The sequence below is a fragment of the Mycobacterium sp. IDUB_5 genome, from assembly GCF_055419565.1.
In genome coordinates, this window is sequence record NZ_JBVAXX010000004.1 from 217366 (window position 1) to 232922 (window position 15557).

12 protein-coding genes are annotated in these 15557 nt (G+C 68.4%); 9 read left to right on the forward strand and 3 right to left on the reverse strand.

Features of this window, described 5'->3' with window-relative positions:
* The first annotated feature begins 16 nt into the window (after positions 1-16).
* Positions 17-937, forward strand: a complete 921-nt coding sequence (locus tag ACZY1G_RS14120; RefSeq protein WP_463822729.1) for an AraC family transcriptional regulator — start codon at positions 17-19, stop codon at positions 935-937.
* Here ACZY1G_RS14120 and ACZY1G_RS14125 read toward each other — a convergent pair whose 3' ends face one another.
* Positions 938-2263 (reverse strand): carotenoid oxygenase family protein, encoded by a 1326-nt coding sequence (locus tag ACZY1G_RS14125; RefSeq protein WP_463822730.1) that lies wholly within the window; start codon positions 2261-2263, stop codon positions 938-940. It lies immediately after the preceding gene.
* Between the two features lie 120 nt (positions 2264-2383).
* Here ACZY1G_RS14125 and ACZY1G_RS14130 point away from each other — a divergent pair, with 120 nt between their 5' ends.
* The 5 genes from ACZY1G_RS14130 (at position 2384) to ACZY1G_RS14150 (ending at position 7410) form a co-directional block, all read left to right on the forward strand.
* On the forward strand, positions 2384-3130 hold the full coding sequence (locus ACZY1G_RS14130) for a PadR family transcriptional regulator (RefSeq protein WP_463822731.1): 747 nt from the start codon (positions 2384-2386) through the stop codon (positions 3128-3130).
* A gap of 70 nt (positions 3131-3200) precedes the next feature.
* The gene (locus ACZY1G_RS14135) at positions 3201-4073 is read left to right on the forward strand and encodes an oxidoreductase (RefSeq protein ID WP_463812485.1); all 873 of its coding nucleotides are present in this window, start codon (positions 3201-3203) and stop codon (positions 4071-4073) included.
* Positions 4074-4132: 59 nt separating this feature from the next.
* On the forward strand, positions 4133-5755 hold the full coding sequence (locus ACZY1G_RS14140; protein WP_463822732.1) for a peptide chain release factor 3: 1623 nt from the start codon (positions 4133-4135) through the stop codon (positions 5753-5755).
* 102 nt (positions 5756-5857) lie between these two features.
* Positions 5858-6427 carry a hypothetical protein gene (locus ACZY1G_RS14145; RefSeq protein ID WP_463812487.1) on the forward strand — a complete coding sequence of 190 codons (570 nt, stop codon included), beginning with the start codon at positions 5858-5860 and terminating at the stop codon, positions 6425-6427.
* Positions 6424-7410: an NAD(P)H-quinone oxidoreductase gene (locus tag ACZY1G_RS14150; RefSeq protein ID WP_463822733.1), complete on the forward strand. Its 987-nt coding sequence runs from the start codon at positions 6424-6426 to the stop codon at positions 7408-7410. Before ACZY1G_RS14145 ends, ACZY1G_RS14150 begins: the two co-directional genes overlap by 4 nt.
* A gap of 11 nt (positions 7411-7421) precedes the next feature.
* Here the strand turns inward: ACZY1G_RS14150 and glpK are convergent, their stop codons facing one another.
* Complete coding sequence (gene glpK, locus ACZY1G_RS14155; protein WP_463812489.1) at positions 7422-8939, reverse strand: glycerol kinase GlpK; 1518 nt, start codon at positions 8937-8939, stop codon at positions 7422-7424.
* A 97-nt stretch (positions 8940-9036) separates the two neighbouring features.
* Here glpK and ACZY1G_RS14160 point away from each other — a divergent pair, with 97 nt between their 5' ends.
* Both ACZY1G_RS14160 and ACZY1G_RS14165 read left to right on the forward strand, forming a co-directional pair.
* On the forward strand, positions 9037-9399 hold the full coding sequence (locus ACZY1G_RS14160; RefSeq protein WP_463812490.1) for a hypothetical protein: 363 nt from the start codon (positions 9037-9039) through the stop codon (positions 9397-9399).
* A 32-nt stretch (positions 9400-9431) separates the two neighbouring features.
* A complete protein-coding gene (locus ACZY1G_RS14165) occupies positions 9432-10166 on the forward strand; it encodes a class I SAM-dependent methyltransferase (protein WP_463812491.1) in 735 nt (244 codons plus the stop codon).
* On the opposite strand, the gene ACZY1G_RS14170 is transcribed toward ACZY1G_RS14165, so the two are convergent.
* The gene (locus ACZY1G_RS14170; RefSeq protein ID WP_463822734.1) at positions 10117-11097 is read right to left on the reverse strand and encodes an FHA domain-containing protein; all 981 of its coding nucleotides are present in this window, start codon (positions 11095-11097) and stop codon (positions 10117-10119) included. The two genes, ACZY1G_RS14165 and ACZY1G_RS14170, sit on opposite strands and share 50 nt — an antisense overlap.
* 134 nt (positions 11098-11231) lie before the next feature.
* Between ACZY1G_RS14170 and ACZY1G_RS14175 the strand changes: the two genes are divergently transcribed.
* A complete protein-coding gene (locus ACZY1G_RS14175) occupies positions 11232-15350 on the forward strand; it encodes a serine/threonine-protein kinase (RefSeq protein ID WP_463812493.1) in 4119 nt (1372 codons plus the stop codon).
* Positions 15351-15557: the final 207 nt, after the last annotated feature.

Genomic DNA, 15557 nt, shown 5'->3' on the forward strand with positions numbered 1-15557 from the left:
GTCTACGCTGCGATCCATGGATGCTCTGGCCGGCTTACTGGACGGCATCCGCGCCCGGGGCGCGTTCGTCCTTCGGATGCGGCTGGACCCGCCGTGGTCGATGCGCGTGTGCGACGAGGCGCCGCTGACGATCATCTGCCAGACGCACGGCACAGCCGTCATCGTCCCCGTCGACGGGCAGCCGATCGAGCTGACGGCCGGCCAGCTGGCGCTCACGCGCGGCACCGAGCCCTATGTCTTCGCCGACGACGCCGGCACTCCGCCGATGATCGTCATCCACCCCGGCCAGCGCTGCACGACGGTGTCCGGGGACGACCTGCGTTTCGAGATGTCGCTGGGCGTGCGCACCTGGGGCAACAGCAGCACCGGCGCCAGCCGATCGGTGATCGGGGCCTACGAGGGGTACAGCACGGTGGGCGCCCGTCTACTCGACGCGCTACCCGCGGTGGCCGTGATGCCGGCCGACGCGTCGCTGGTCGCGTTGCTGTCCGACGAGGCGGGGCGCGACGGCCCCGGCCAGGAGTCGTATCTGGACCGACTGCTGGATCTACTGCTGATCACCGCGGTCCGCACCTGGTTCGATTCCGAGGGCGCCGCGCCGCCGTGGTGGCGCGCCGAGCACGACGGCATGATCGGGCCCGCGCTGAAATTGATGTACCGCAACCCTTCTCATCCGTGGACGGTCGAGCTGCTGGCCGCGGCGGTCGGTTGTTCTCGGGCCGCGTTCGCCCGCCGGTTCACCGATCTGGTCGGTGAGCCGCCGATCGCCTTCCTGACGGGGTGGAGGCTCGCGCTGGCGGCCGATCTGCTGCGCTCCGGCGCCACGGTGGCGGCGGTGGCCCGGCAGGTGGGGTACGGCAGTCCGTTCGCGCTCAGTACGGCGTTCAAGCGGGCGTACGGCATCAGCCCCCACGCGCACCGGAGCGCGACAGCGTGACTAGCCCGGAATCCAGTTGCCGTGGAATCCATAGGGAACCCGTTGCGGGAGAACGATTCTGGCAACGGGCGTGCCGGTGAAGTCGGCTGCGTCGATGATCACGAGATCGCTGCCGTCGCGCGCAGGGTCGTAGACATAGGCCAGGTACCAGCCGCTGCTCTCGTCGGCGGAACCGTCGGCGGGCACGAAGACCGCTTCACCGGGGACGCCAGGTGAGGCCGCCGTGCCGAAGCGGTGTTCCTGCGTGGCGCCGGAGACGAGGTCGTGGCGGAGGAGGCTCGAGCCGGCTACCGACACCGAGTAGCGGGCAGGCAGCGTCACCAGGCGATCGTCGATCCTCGGGAACTCCACCTCCCTGTCGTCGAGCTGCGCCTCGGTGACAGTCCCTCGCTGCATGTCGATCGTCCATGTCCACATCACGGCTTTGGGCCCGAAATCGCCTCCTTCGCGCCATAATTCGGGGTAGCGCACCGCCTGCAGGCACAACCCCTCCGCGGTGTCGTGGGCGTTGACGACGTGGAACACGTAGCACGGGTCGATGTCGAACCATCGCACCTCACCGAACGGGTCCGCGCGGCGCAGCACCCCCAGCCGCGCCCCGTAGTCGTCGTCCCAGCGGAACGGCATGCTGCCGCCCATCGCGGCCTGGAGATTGAACACCACGGGAAGGTCCATGAAGACAACATGATTCGCAGTCAGCGCGAAGTCGTGCATCATCGTCATCGCGGGTACGTCGACGGGTCGGTTGATCACCAGCTCACCGGAGGCGTCGGCGCGGTGATAGGTGACGTTGGGGCCGAGCAGGTTTCCGTATCCGAAGAAGTGCAGTTCGCCGGTGGTCGGGCAGATCTTGGGGTGAGCGGTCATCGCGTCGACGAGCTTGCCGCCGAAGTCGTAGGCGCCGACGGTCTCCAGCTCGGTGCTGATCTCGTACGGCAGTGAGGATTCCACGAGCGCCAGGGTTCTGCCGGCGTGGTTGACGATGTGCGTGTTCGCGACGCTGGAGCGCAGGTTGCGACTGCCGTCGGGGTTGTACACACCGAACGGCTCGTCGAAGCTGTCGGTGCGCACCCACCGGTTGCGGTACCACGCCGCCCTCCCGCCCTCGATGCGCACGCCGTGGACCATCCCGTCCCCGGTGAACCAGTGCCCGCCGTCGGCGCGGGGGTTGGGGCCGTTGCGCAAGTACCAGCCCGACAGGTCGGTGGGAATCGCACCCTCGACGGGCAGGTCGAAAGCGGTGAGTTCGTCGGCCACGGGCGCGTAGTTGCCGGTGCGGAACGTGTCGACGGATAGGGACGCGGGCTCGGCGTCGGTGTCGGTCATCACACCAGCCTGACAGCCCGCGCCGAAACTGAACGTTGCATCTCGATACTTCTCGATATATCGTCAATGCATCGGAGCGCACACAGTAGCTCCTTCCCCCTACACCGTGAGGACATCACCATGAACACCCCATTCACCCCACCTGAGCGCGGCTTCGGTTTCGGCTTCCCCGGCCAACACGGCCCGCAAGGACCCCACGGCCCGCATGACCTGCGCGGCCCCCAGGACCGGCGCGCTCTGCACGAACAGCGGCGTCACGCACGCCGTGAATTCCGCGACCACCTGCGTGAACACCGCGGTCAGGCCGGCTTCGGATTCGGCCCCTTCGCGCCGGGCGGACCCGGCGTGCCCGGGTTCGGACCCGGATTCGGCCCCGGTCCGTTCGGCTTCGGTGCCGGCGGGCGCGGCGGCGGACGGCGCGGCGGCGGTCGCGGCCGACGCGGTGACGTGCGCGCGGCGATTCTCGCCCTGCTGGCAGAGCGGCCGATGCACGGCTACGAGATGATCCAGGAGATCGACGCCCGCAGCCAGCAGCTGTGGAAGCCGAGCCCCGGCTCGGTGTATCCCACGCTGCAGCTGCTCGTCGATGAGGGTCTGCTGGTGGCCACCGAATCCGAGGGCAGCAAGAAGCTGTTCGAGCTGACCGACGAGGGTCGCGCTGCCGCGGAGAAGGTCGAGACCCCGCCGTGGGACGAGATCACCTCGGGCGCCGATCCGACCGCCATGGGCCTGCGCACCGCCGTGGGCCAGCTGATGGGAGCGATCGCGCAGTCCGCGCACGCCGCCACCAGTGAGCAGCAGCAACGCATCGTCGAGATCGTCAACACCGCGCGACGCGAGATCTATCAGGTCCTCGGCGAGGACTGAGCAGTCGATCCGGCGCGGTTTCTTTCCCAAAAGCGGAAGAAACCGCGCCGGTTCTGCGTCACTAGAGACCATGCAGACGTTCAAGCTCGGGGATCATGTCGTCGGACGCGTCGGATTCGGCGCGATGCAGCTGCCCGGGCCTGGCGTGATGGGTCCGCCCCGCGACCACGACCAGGCCATCGCAGTTCTGCGAAGGGCACTCGAGCTGGGCATCAACCACATCGACACGGCCCAGTTCTACGGGCCGAATGTCGCCAATGAGCTGATCCGCGAGGCGCTTCACCCCTATCCCGAGGACCTGGCCCTGGTCAGCAAGGTCGGCGCTCGCCGCGACGAGCAGGGCAACTGGAACCCCGCCCAGCAGCCCGACGAGCTGCGCGCCGACATCGAACAGAACCTCGAGACGCTGGGCACGGACCGCATCGCCGCGGTCAACCTGCGCATCCACTCCGGTGATCCGAACAGCGTCGGGCCGGTCGACGCCGACCTGTTTCCCCGCCAACTCGACGCGATGATCGCAGCCCGTGACGAGGGGTTGATCGAGGGCATCGGGTTGAGCAGCGCATCGGAGGAGCACCTGCGCATCGCGTTGGACAAGACCGAGATCGTCACGGTGCAGAACGCCTACAACCTCGTCGACCGCAGGTCCCAGTCGGTTCTGGAGCTGTGCAACGAACACGGCATCTCGTTCGTGCCGTTCTTCCCGCTCGGATCGGCGTTCGCGGCCGACAACCCGGTCCTCGGCCACCCGGCCGTGCGCGCCGAAGCGGAGAAGCTCGGACGCACACCGGCACAGATCGCGCTGGCCTGGACGCTGTCGGTCGCCCCGAACGTGCTGCTGATCCCGGGGACGTCGTCGGTGGCGCACCTGGAGGACAACACCGCGGTCGCCGACATCGAGCTCGACGCGGAGACGAAGAAGGCTCTGGACGCCGCCGCATAAGGAGCGCCTCGCCTGCGATTCTTGGTTTCACCGCCGGCGGCAATACCATTGACGTCATCATGACGACCAGTACCGCCGGGTCCCGGCCCGATCAGTTGTCGGCCGAGGCGCAGCGCAGGCGGACCTTTGCCGTCATCAGTCATCCCGACGCCGGCAAGTCGACGCTGACCGAGGCGTTGGTGCTGCACGCCAAGGCCATCACGGAGGCCGGCGCCATCCACGGCAAGGCGGGCCGCCGCTCGACGGTGTCGGACTGGATGGAGATGGAGAAGGCGCGCGGCATCTCGATCACGTCGACGGCGCTGCAGTTCCCGTACGTGACGAAGACCGGCAACACCTGCGTGATCAACCTGCTCGACACCCCGGGTCACGCCGACTTCTCCGAGGACACCTACCGCGTGTTGACCGCTGTCGACTCGGCGGTCATGCTCATCGACGCGGCCAAGGGCCTGGAGCCGCAGACGCTCAAGCTGTTTCAGGTCTGCCGGCACCGCCGCATCCCGATCATCACCGTGATCAACAAGTGGGACCGCCCGGGCCGGTATGCGCTGGAACTGATCGATGAGATCCAGACGCGCATCGGGCTCAAACCGACTCCGCTGACGTGGCCGGTCGGCATCGCCGGCGATTTCAAAGGCGTGCTGGACCGCCGTACCGGCACCTACATCCGCTTCACCCGCACCGCCGGCGGCGCCACCGCCGCGCCGGAGGAGCACATCGACGCCGACAAGGCGCACGACGCCGCGGGTGTGGACTGGGATACCGCGGTCGAGGAGTCGGAGTTGCTCAGCGCCGACGACGCCGATTTCGATCCGGAGACGTTCCGCGACTGCACGTCGAGCCCGGTGCTCTTCACCTCGGCGGCGCTGAACTTCGGGGTGAACCAGCTGCTCGACGTGCTCGCCGAGCTCGCCCCACCACCGTCGGGTGCGCTCGATGCCGACGGCAATCGCCGCGAGGCGACGTCGCCGTTCAGCGCGTTCGTGTTCAAGGTCCAAGCCGGCATGGACTCCGCGCACCGCGACCGGATCGCTTATGCGCGAGTGTGTTCGGGCACGTTCGAACGTGGTGACGTGCTGACCCATGCGGCGACGGGCAAGCCGTTCGTTACCAAGTACGCGCAGACGGTGTTCGGTCAGCAGCGCTCCACGTTGGACACCGCGTGGCCCGGCGATGTCATCGGTCTGGCGAACGCGGCGGCGCTGCGCCCGGGTGACACGCTGTATTCCGAAGTGCCCGTGGTCTATCCGCCGATTCCGAGCTTCTCGCCCGAATACTTCGCGGTCGCGCGGGGCAAGGATCCGAGCAAGCACAAGCAGTTCCGCAAAGGTATCGAGCAGCTGGACCAGGAAGGCGTGGTGCAGGTGCTGCGCTCTGATCGCCGCGGCGAGCAGGCGCCGGTGCTGGCGGCGGTCGGGCCCATGCAGTTCGAGGTGGCCACCCACCGGATGGCAGCAGAGTTCGGCGCCCCGATCACGCTGGAATCGTTGTCCTACACCGTCGCTCGTATCACTGACGCCGACGGCGCCGAGGTGCTGCAGAAGCTGGCCTCGGTCGAGGTGTTGACCCGCAGTGACGGTGCGCTGCTGGCGGTCTTCTCGACGAAGTGGCGGCTGGAGAACGTGGCGCGGGAGAACCCGACGGTGATGCTGCGGTCGCTGGTCGCCGCCGGCGACAACTAGTCCATGGGGGCCAGCACTACCTGAGGACTGCGGGTAGCGGCGTGGTCGGATACCGCCGTCGCGCGGGAGCATCGTCTCGTCAACACTTGGAGGAGACGAGCGATGAACACTGATGTCCGGCAGGATCTGGTGCTGTCCCACGCGCAGCTGACCGCCGAGGTGGAGGTCGAGTTCGACCATGTGAATATCGCCCAGTGGCTGCAAGCACTACCCACCCACGAGTACCAGCGCTGCGCGCCGGGGGACCACAAAGCCGCGGGTTACACCGTCGATGACGACGGCACACCGATGTCGATCAACGTGGAGATGATCGGCAGCGGACTTGTCGTGCAGCAGTACCGGTTCGACGTCGCCGAACCGCACTACTGCAAGATGGTGTCGCTGTCCGATGTGCTGACTCCGCTGGGCTGGACCACCACCCAGGTCATCTGGGAGCTGCGAATGGAACGCCTGGACGAAAATCACTGCCGGTACACGAACACCGTGACATCCCACCCCACTGAACATTTCCTCGCGTTCATCGCCGAGCACGGTCAGACCTTCGAGGAGGCGGCCGCGGCGCGCCAGGAGGCATCGGGTCGCCACTGCGCCGTCGAGACGCCCTTGTATGCCGAAAGCATTGCCCGCCAGGCCGCGTCGCGCTCCGGATCGACGGTCAAGGCAGCGTCGTGACGTCGGCCATCGTTTTCGACACGCCCGGCGGGCCCGACGGCCTGCAGTGGCGCCCCGTCGACGTGCCGGCCCCCGGTGGTCGCGAGGTGGTGATCGCCGTTGCTGCGGCCGGCGTCAACAACGCCGACCTCCTCCAGCGCAGGGGCCGTTATCCGCTGCCGGCCGGTGCTTCTCACGTCCTCGGGCTCGAGTGCGCGGGCACTGTCGTCGCCGTCGGGGCCGACGTCGGCGAGTGGTCGATCGGCGATCCGGCGTGTGCACTGCTCGACGGTGGCGGATACGCCGAGCAGGTAGTCGTGGCCGCAGATCAGCTACTTCCGATCCCGGCGGGTCTGTCCCTCGTCGAAGCGGCCGCCGTCCCCGAGGTGGCGTGCACTGTCTACTCCAATCTGGCGATGGTCGCCGGACTTCGCGCGGGCGACGCTGTGCTCATCCACGGCGCCGGCGGAGGCATCGGGACATTCGCGGTGCAGTGGGCCCGCGCCATCGGCGCATACGTCATCACCACCGCCGGTAGCGACGAAAAGGTCAGCCATGGAAAGGCCCTCGGCGCACAGACGGCCATCAACTATCGCACTGAAGACTTCGTTGCGGTCACCCTGGATGCCACGGACGGACGGGGTGTCGACGCAGTCTTGGACGTCGTCGGGGCTGACTATCTGGACCGCAACATCACCTGCCTCGCTCCGGACGGTCACCTCGTGGTCATCGGCGGAGCAATGGAACCGGCGCCGCTCGACCTGGGTGCGCTGATGGTGCGGCGCGCCAGCGTCACCGCGACCATGCTGCGCGGCCGGCCCGCCGAGCAGAAGGCGGCGATCGTCGCCGGTGTACGCCGAGACGTGTGGCCGCTGTTCGAGGCCGGTGCCATCCGCGTCGTGGTCGACACCGAGGTGCCGCTGCGCGACGCAGCGCATGGTCACGAACTGCTGGAATCCGGCCGCACCGTCGGTAAGGTCGTGTTGACCAACAACAACGGCTGATCAGTCACGGCCTAATCCACGTCGACCCAGTCCAACGTGCGGGACACCGCTTTCTGCCAGCCCGCGTAGCCATCGGCGCGCTGCTCGTCGGACCAGTCCGGCGACCAGCGTTTGCCCTCTTGCCAATTCGCGCGCAGATCGTCGGCGCCGTCCCAGAAGCCGACGCCGAGGCCCGCGGCGTAGGCCGCGCCCAGCGCCGTGGTCTCGGCGACCACGGGCTTCACCACGTCGACGCCGAGCACGTCGGCCTGGATCTGCATGCACAGGTCGTTGGCGGTGATGCCGCCGTCGACCTTGAGCACCTCGAGGTGCACGCCCGAGTCGGCCTCCATCGCATCGACGACGTCGCGGCTCTGATAGCAGATCGCCTCGAGCGTCGCGCGGGCAACGTGTGCGTTGGTGTTGTAGCGGGAGAGCCCAACGATCGCGCCGCGCGCATCCGAACGCCAATACGGTGCAAAGAGACCCGAGAACGCGGGCACGAAGTAGACGCCGCCGTTGTCGGAGACCTGACGGGCCAGGGACTCGCTCTGCGATGCGCCGCTGATGATGCCGAGCTGGTCGCGCAGCCACTGCACCGCTGAGCCGGTCACCGCGATCGAACCCTCCAGGGCGTACACGGGTTTCGCGTCGCCGAACTGGTAGCAGACCGTGGTCAGCAGGCCGTTGTCGGAGCGGACGATCTTCTCGCCGGTGTTGAGCAGCAGGAAATTGCCTGTGCCGTAGGTGTTCTTGGCCTCGCCTTCGGAGAGGCACACCTGACCGACCATCGCCGCCTGCTGATCACCGAGGATTCCGGTGATCGGGATCTCCCCGTCGGCCGGACCGGTGTCCAGTGTCATCCCGAACGGTTCGGTCACCGAGGACGGGCGGATCTCGGGCAGCATCTGACGGGGAATGTCGAAGAACGACAGCAGCTCGTCGTCCCAGTCGAGTGTTTCCAGGTTCATCAGCATGGTGCGGCTGGCGTTGGTCACGTCGGTCACGTGCACGCCGCCGCGGTGCCCTCCGGTCAGGTTCCACAGCACCCACGTGTCGGTGGTGCCGAAGATCGCGTCGCCCTTCTCGGCATCGGCACGCACCCCGTCGACGTTGTCGAGAATCCACTGCACCTTGCCGCCGGCGAAGTACGTGGCCGGCGGCAGCCCGGCCTTACGGCGGATGATGTCACCGCGTTCGTCGCGGTCCAGCGCCGAGGCGATGCGGTCGGTGCGGGTGTCCTGCCACACGATCGCGTTGTGGTACGGACGTCCCGTTTTGCGATTCCACACCAGCGACGTCTCGCGCTGATTGGTGATGCCCAGTGCAGCGAGATCGACGGCAGACAGGTTCGTCTTGTTCAGCGCTGTGGCCACCACCGATCCGGTGCGCTCCCAGATCTCCACGGGGTTGTGCTCGACCCATCCGGCCCGGGGCAGGATCTGCTCGTGCTCGAGTTGATGGCGGCCCACCTCGGCGCCGTCGTGGTCGAAGATCATGCACCGGGTGCTGGTGGTGCCCTGGTCGATTGCAGCGACGAAGTCGGCCATCCGTCCATGATGAACCACGACGATGAACCACGGGACCCGCTGATCGGCCGAACGCCCGGCCGGGTCGCGCTAGAGTGCGCGAAGGCGCGACGGAAAGGTGCCGCTCATCAACACTCGACGCTGCAGGCTCGCCGCGGCCGCCGCATTCGTGGCCGCGCCCCTTCTTCTCAGCGCCCCCGCGATCGCCCAGCCCGCTCCCCCGGCCGTCGACCCCCGGGCCGGGTGCGAGTCTCCCGACTTCGGTGGCGTCTTCGTTCCCGTGACCGCGACGCGCGCCGAATGCCAGTACATCGTCGAGGGCAGCTTCTACTACGACGACTACGACAACGGCGTCTACACCGGAACGCTCGTGTACCGCGACGGGACGAAGGTTCCCACCGAGCGTCCGCAGATCCCCGAGCTGTTCACCATGCCCGGCGGCGGCCCGCCGCCCGTCATACCTTTCCAGGTGGCGCCCTGATCACCGCCACCGATACGGCCCAGCTCGCGGACATGCCTCGCGGCGGTCCGAAGGCCTCCTGCCTGGACCGTCTGCTGGAGACCGATCGCGAGGAGTACCTGGACCGCGACGACGTCGACCCGAAGGTGAAGCGCAGCGTGATCCGCGCGCTGGACTGGACCGGTGATGTGTTCGGCAACCACGACCGGTTCGCCACGCTCGCGCTCGAGCAGGTCGCCGACGTCCCCGATCCGCGGATTCTCGAGTTGGGCGCCGGCCACGGCGCACTGTCGCGTCGGCTGCTCGAGTGGCATCCATCGGCCCGTGTCACCGTCACCGACGTCGAACCCGAGTCCGTGGCGGCCATCGCCGCCGAGCTCGGCGCCCATCCCCGCGCCACCGTCGCGCAGATGAATGCCACCGCACTCGACGCCGCCGACGGTGCTTTCGACCTCGCGGTGTTCGCGCTGTCGTTTCACCATCTGCCGCCGGCGGCTGCGGCCACGGTCCTCGCCGAAGGCACCCGGGTGGCCACCACGCTGCTGATCATCGATCTGCCCCGCCCACCCGCGCTGCTGCACCTGGCCCGGCTGGCCACCATGTTGCCGCTGGCGCCGTTCCTGCCGTTCGCCCACGACGGCGTGATCAGCTCGCTGCGGGCCTACAGCCCGTCGGCGCTGCGCACGCTGGCCCGCCACGCCGACCCGGCGATGCAGGTCGAGTTGCGCGGTGGCTGTCTCAGTCCGCAGGTGATGTTGGCGACGCGGGGGCCGTCGGCAGGCGGCTGATCACCGGATAGATGATCTCGCGGGTGTGCCGCCCCTTGACCGTGACCTCGTCGGGTACGCCCCACAGGTAGAGGTCCGCGGTGGCGTCGTGCACCCGGCCCGTCACCAGGACCGGTGAGCGGCCGTCGCGGCCGGCAATACTGGCCAACCGAAAGGCCAGGTTGGTGGAGTCGCCGAGGATCGTGGCCATCGCTCCCGCCATCGCGGTCTGGGCGGCCGCGCCGTGCACCACGCTCCAGCCCATCCGAATCGGCGCCCCGGCGCCATCGCGCAGTGTCAGCGACGGGCCGAGCGTGGCAACTGCCCGGTCGGCGGCGAGCGCGAAGTCGATCGCTGCCGCGTGGGCACTCGCGTGCGTCTGGGTGTTCCACACCGCGTAGATCGCGTCGCCGGCGTAGTGATTGAGGGTGCCGTGGTGCGCCCTGAGGAGTTCGTCGAGCCGCCACCACAGCGTGGACATGCTCTCCGCGAGCACCCTGCTGTCGGTCACCTCCGAGATCGTCGAATAGGACAGTATGTCGCCGACGACCATCACCATGTCCGCCTGGCTGATCTCGGCCTGGGTCAGGGTGGGCAGCTGCCGGTCCTTCTTGGCGAACCGGTCCGACCGGAACGTCATCGCGATGTCGCCGACGGTGATTCGATCGCCGGGGACGATGGGCGCGGCAACGGTACGCGCGAGCGGCATGCCGTTCAGGGAGGTCCCGTTGGTACTGGTGTCGATGACCACGGCGAGGTCGAGGTCGGCGATCAGTCGAATCTCGAAATGGTTGCGAGAAATGTGCTTCTCGGACAGAACGAGCCGCCGGTGCTCGCTGATGCCGGCGCACTCCCGACCGACGAACAGTTGATCGACGATGGGGACCGTCAGCTCGTCGCGGCCGTGGACCACCAGGTAGCCCAGCACCTTCCCCTCCGAAGCACCCTCCACACGGCGAGTTTATGGGCCAGCGGGCCGCCGGGCGTCGAGTTCGACGCGGTGCTCCCGAACCGCTCGCGTCCCGTACCCGGCCGCCCTAGTGTGAAACTGTCGCGGGGGTAGCTGGTTTTTGCGGGGGAGGTTCGATGGAGGGGACTCCCTTCGGTCGATATCAGTTGATCGATCTGTTGGGCCGTGGGGGCATGGGCGAAGTGTGGCGCGCCCATGACACGGTCACCGACCGCGTCGTGGCTCTGAAGCTGCTTCCGGCCCAGTGGGCCGAGGACGAGCTCTACCTCCAACGCTTCCGCCGTGAGGCGCACGCCGCCGCGCAATTGACCGAGCCGCACGTGGTGCCGATCCACAACTACGGCGACGTGGACGGTCGGCTGTACGTGGACATGCGGCTGATCGACGGCTGCGACCTGCAGAATCTGCTCGCCAACGGCGCGCTCATCCCCAGTCGGGCGGTCGTGATCGTCGAGCAGGTGGCGATGGCGCTCGATGCCGCCCATCAGGCCGGTCTGGTGCACCGCGACGTCAAGCCGTCCAACATCCTCATCGCCCGCTACGACTTCGCATATCTGATCGACTTCGGCGTCGCGCGGGCCATCACCGACACGGGGTTGACCAATTCGGCGCACATCGTCGGCACCCTGCTGTACATGGCGCCCGAACGATTCCGCAACGGGCTCAGCGACATTCGGTCCGACGTCTACTCGCTGGCATGCGTTCTGGCGCAGTGCCTGACCGCGACCCCACCGTTCAACGGCCAGACCGTCGAGGAACAGATGATGGCCCATCTGACCGCGCCTGCGCCCAGGCCGTCGGCCGTCAACCCGTACATCCCGGCCGCCTTCGACGCCGTCATCGCCAAGGGCATGGCCAAGAACCCCGACGACCGGTATCAGAGCGCGCTGGAACTCGCCGAGGCGGCGAGCCGGGCGCTCGACGGCGCGGCGTCCACGCAGGCGCGGGTGTCGGTGACGTCGAGCCTGCCGGGTGCAGAGGGCGATCTGGCCGCGACGCTGCACGGAGGCGAGGTCGGGACGCACGATGACACGGGCCTCGACCTGACGCGCACGGGCGGGTCGATCGACGATCTCCTCGACCGGGCCGTGGCCGCGGTCAACAGTGGTGACCGGGCGAAGGCGTCCGCGCTGGCCGATCAGGTCCTGGCCGTCGACCATCGCAATGCTGAGGCCGAGGATCTGCTGCGGGCCCCGACTGATCGGGGGGAGATCCGCCGGTTGACGATCATCTCGGCCGATCTCGTCGACGCCACCGATCTGGCGCTGCGTGTCGAGCCGGAGACCCACCGCCTCCTGGTCAGTCGCTTCCGCGACGTCGTCCGGCAGGTGGCCGAGCGCTATGAGGGCCACGTCGCCTCGTCCAAGGCCGACGGCCTGCTGGTGGTTTTCGGCTATCCGAACGCCCACGACGACGACGTGCGCCGTGCTGTCCAGGCGGGGCTGGACATCGCGCGCGACGTGGAACGGCTCAGTGAACAGGCGCGGCGCCGGTTCGGCGCGGGCGTCGACATGCGCATCGGTGTGCACCGCGGGCCCGTCTATCTCGACAGCGACCAGGACGATGTGTACGGCCTTGCGGTCAACCTGGCCGCACAGGTGTCGGCGCTGGCTCCGACCGGCGGGGTGGCGGTGTCGCATTCGGTGGAACCGTTGGTGCGCAACGCCTTCGATTTGGAGCAGCTGCCGTCGGCGGCGATGCCGGGCTCCGCGGAAGTGATCAATCCGTTCCGCGTTCTCGGCGAACGCGCCTACACCGCGACGGCACCGATGGGTCCGCTGGTGGGACGGGACCGCGAGTTCGCTCGGCTGGAGAAGAGTTGGCGGCGCGCGCAGGCGGGCACGCTGACGGTACCGGCGGTGGCGTTCCGCGGGGAGGCGGGCATCGGCAAGAGCCGACTCGCCGTGGCGGCCACCGAGCTGGTGCAGCATGACAACGGAACCGTCGTCGAGCTCGTCGGCTCGCCCGTGCACGCCGATGTGGGCCTGCATCCGGCGCGACTGCTGTTGGAACGGCGCTGCGGTATCACGCGGGTGACCGAGCCGGCCCGTCGCCTGCAGCTGCTGGAGGCCGAGCTGCGCGCGCTCGGCGTGGATCCTGTCACCCAGATCCCTTTGCTCGCACCCATTCTGGGCCTCGATGCCGCACTCGGCTACGACCCGCCGCAGGCGGAGGGTCGCAAGCTGGTCGAACTCATCACGGCGGCGATGAAGAACTACCTGTTCTCCGCGTTCGGCGGACGACCCGGCCTGGTGCTGGCCGAGGACGCCCACTGGTTCGACCAGTCCACGCTCGAATTGCTGGGCAGCGTGCTCGCCGCAACCGACGGCCGCCTGCTGGTGGTGATCACCGGCCGCGAGGGCAACTGGCTCAACGAGCAGTGGCCGGCCAAGGTGTTCGACCTGTCGCCGCTGTCCGACGAGCAGACCGACGAGTTGGTGCTGGCCCTGGATCCGCGGATCGCACCCGAGCAGTGCGCGGCGGTGCGAGCGCGGTGCGGCGGCGTGCCGTACTACATCGAGCAGGTGGTCAACGGACTCGAATCTGACCCTGGCGCAGTACATTCCACGGTGCCCGACTCCCTCTACGAGCCGCTGTTCGCCCGTTTGCTCGCCGTCCCCGACGTGGTGCCGGTGGTCGAGGCGGCCGCCGTGATCGGCAGACATGTGGACCGGGCACTGCTGGTTGCGGTGTCGTCGCTGAGCGAGGACAAGGTCGACGACGTCATCGACGAGCTCGAGGATGCGAAGGTCTTCGAGCCGCATGGGCCCGACGTGTGGAAGTTCCGCCACGAGCTGCTGCGTGAGGTGGCTGCCGAACTGGCACCGCCGAGCGTGCGCCGGGCGTTGCATGGCCGCACCGCCGACGTCCTGGTCGCCGGTGCGGCCGGGGAGCCGGACTGGCGTCTGGTGGCGGCCCACTACGAGCAGGCCGAGCGGCACGCCGACGCCGCCGGCGCCTATCGCGAGGCGTCGGCAACCGCGCGCCGCCGCGGCGCCCTGGAGGAGGCCCGCGCCTACCTGACGCGGTCGCTGGCTCAACTCGAACTGTGCCCATCCGGGCGGGATCGCGACCGGCTGGAGATCGAGCCCCGGCTCGAGCGCGGGTTCCTCACCTCGACCGCCGAGGGTTACCAAAGCCCTTCGGTGGCTGAGGATCTGGAGCGGAGCCTGCAGATCGTCGGCTCTGATCTGCATGACGATCAGGTGATCGGAACCCTACTGGCGGTCAGCAGCTACTACATCAACAAGTCCGATCTTCGCCGCGCGCATCAGCTGGCGGAGGCTCTGCAGGAGACTCCCGACGAGCGGCGCCGGGTGTGGAACCCGGCCATCGCCTGCGTGCACGGGATGGTCATGTTCCTGCGCGGCGAATTCGAGAGGGCAAGAAGGTATTTCGAAGAGGCCAGCGCCGGCTTCGACGCCGAGGGTCAGAACAGCATGCAGGAGCTATGGTTCATTCCCTGGGACGTCGTCGCGCTGGCCTACGAACACCTCTCGATCTACCACGTGCTGCGGGGCGAACAGGCGGCTGCGGAAGTCGCGATGGCCAAGGCGGAGAACCGCGGGGACGAACTGGCGTTCCCCTGGGGCCCCTACAACCAGGCCTACGCCAATCACATCGAGATCTGGCTGCGCCGCGAGAGCGGCGACCTCGACCGCGCCGAGCGGGTGGTGTCCGAAATGGTCGAGCGTGCCGAGCGGTACGGCATCGATTTCTGGCAGATGCTGGGGTCGACGCTCGGTCAGGCCACCGTCGCAGCCGAACTCTCGTTGCGCTCAGGCGCAGACGCCGGCGATCTGTCGGCCCAGATCGATCAGCTCACCGGGTTCACCGACTTCTGGCGATCACTCGGGCTGTATGCCTACCAAACCCAGTACGACTGCGTGATCGGTCGTCTGCTGATCGCGGCGGGGCGGTTGGAGGAGGCCCGCGATCGCATCAACGGTGCGCTGCAGATCGCCGAGGACACCCAGATGCACTTCTTCGACGCGGAGTTGTTGCGCGCGCGGGCCAAGACCCACACCGATCCCGACACCAGCGCAGCGGACCTGGGGGTGGCGATGGCGATGGCCCGCCACCAGGGTGCGCCGCTGTACGAGCTTCGGGCCGCACTCGACGACGTCGACCTCCGCGGCGAGGCGGCCCACCCGCAGCTCGCCGACACGTTGACGCGGCTGCCCGCGGAATGCACCCTGCCCGACGTGGTGCGAGCGCGCGCGATCCTCGCTTGACCGGGCAGGGGTGGCCGGATCCGGGGCCCCGGCGCACGTGCTCCACCGAGATCCCCGGACCCGACCGGTCGGCCGCGTGAGTTCCCTCGCATCAGCGGCCTGCTCGTCGGGCACCGGTGGTACCGTCCCCCGATCGGTGGCCCGGCCGGAACCTCGACCGTGCCGTCCCGGTGTCCGCGACGAGTGAGACAACGATGTCGGGGCGGC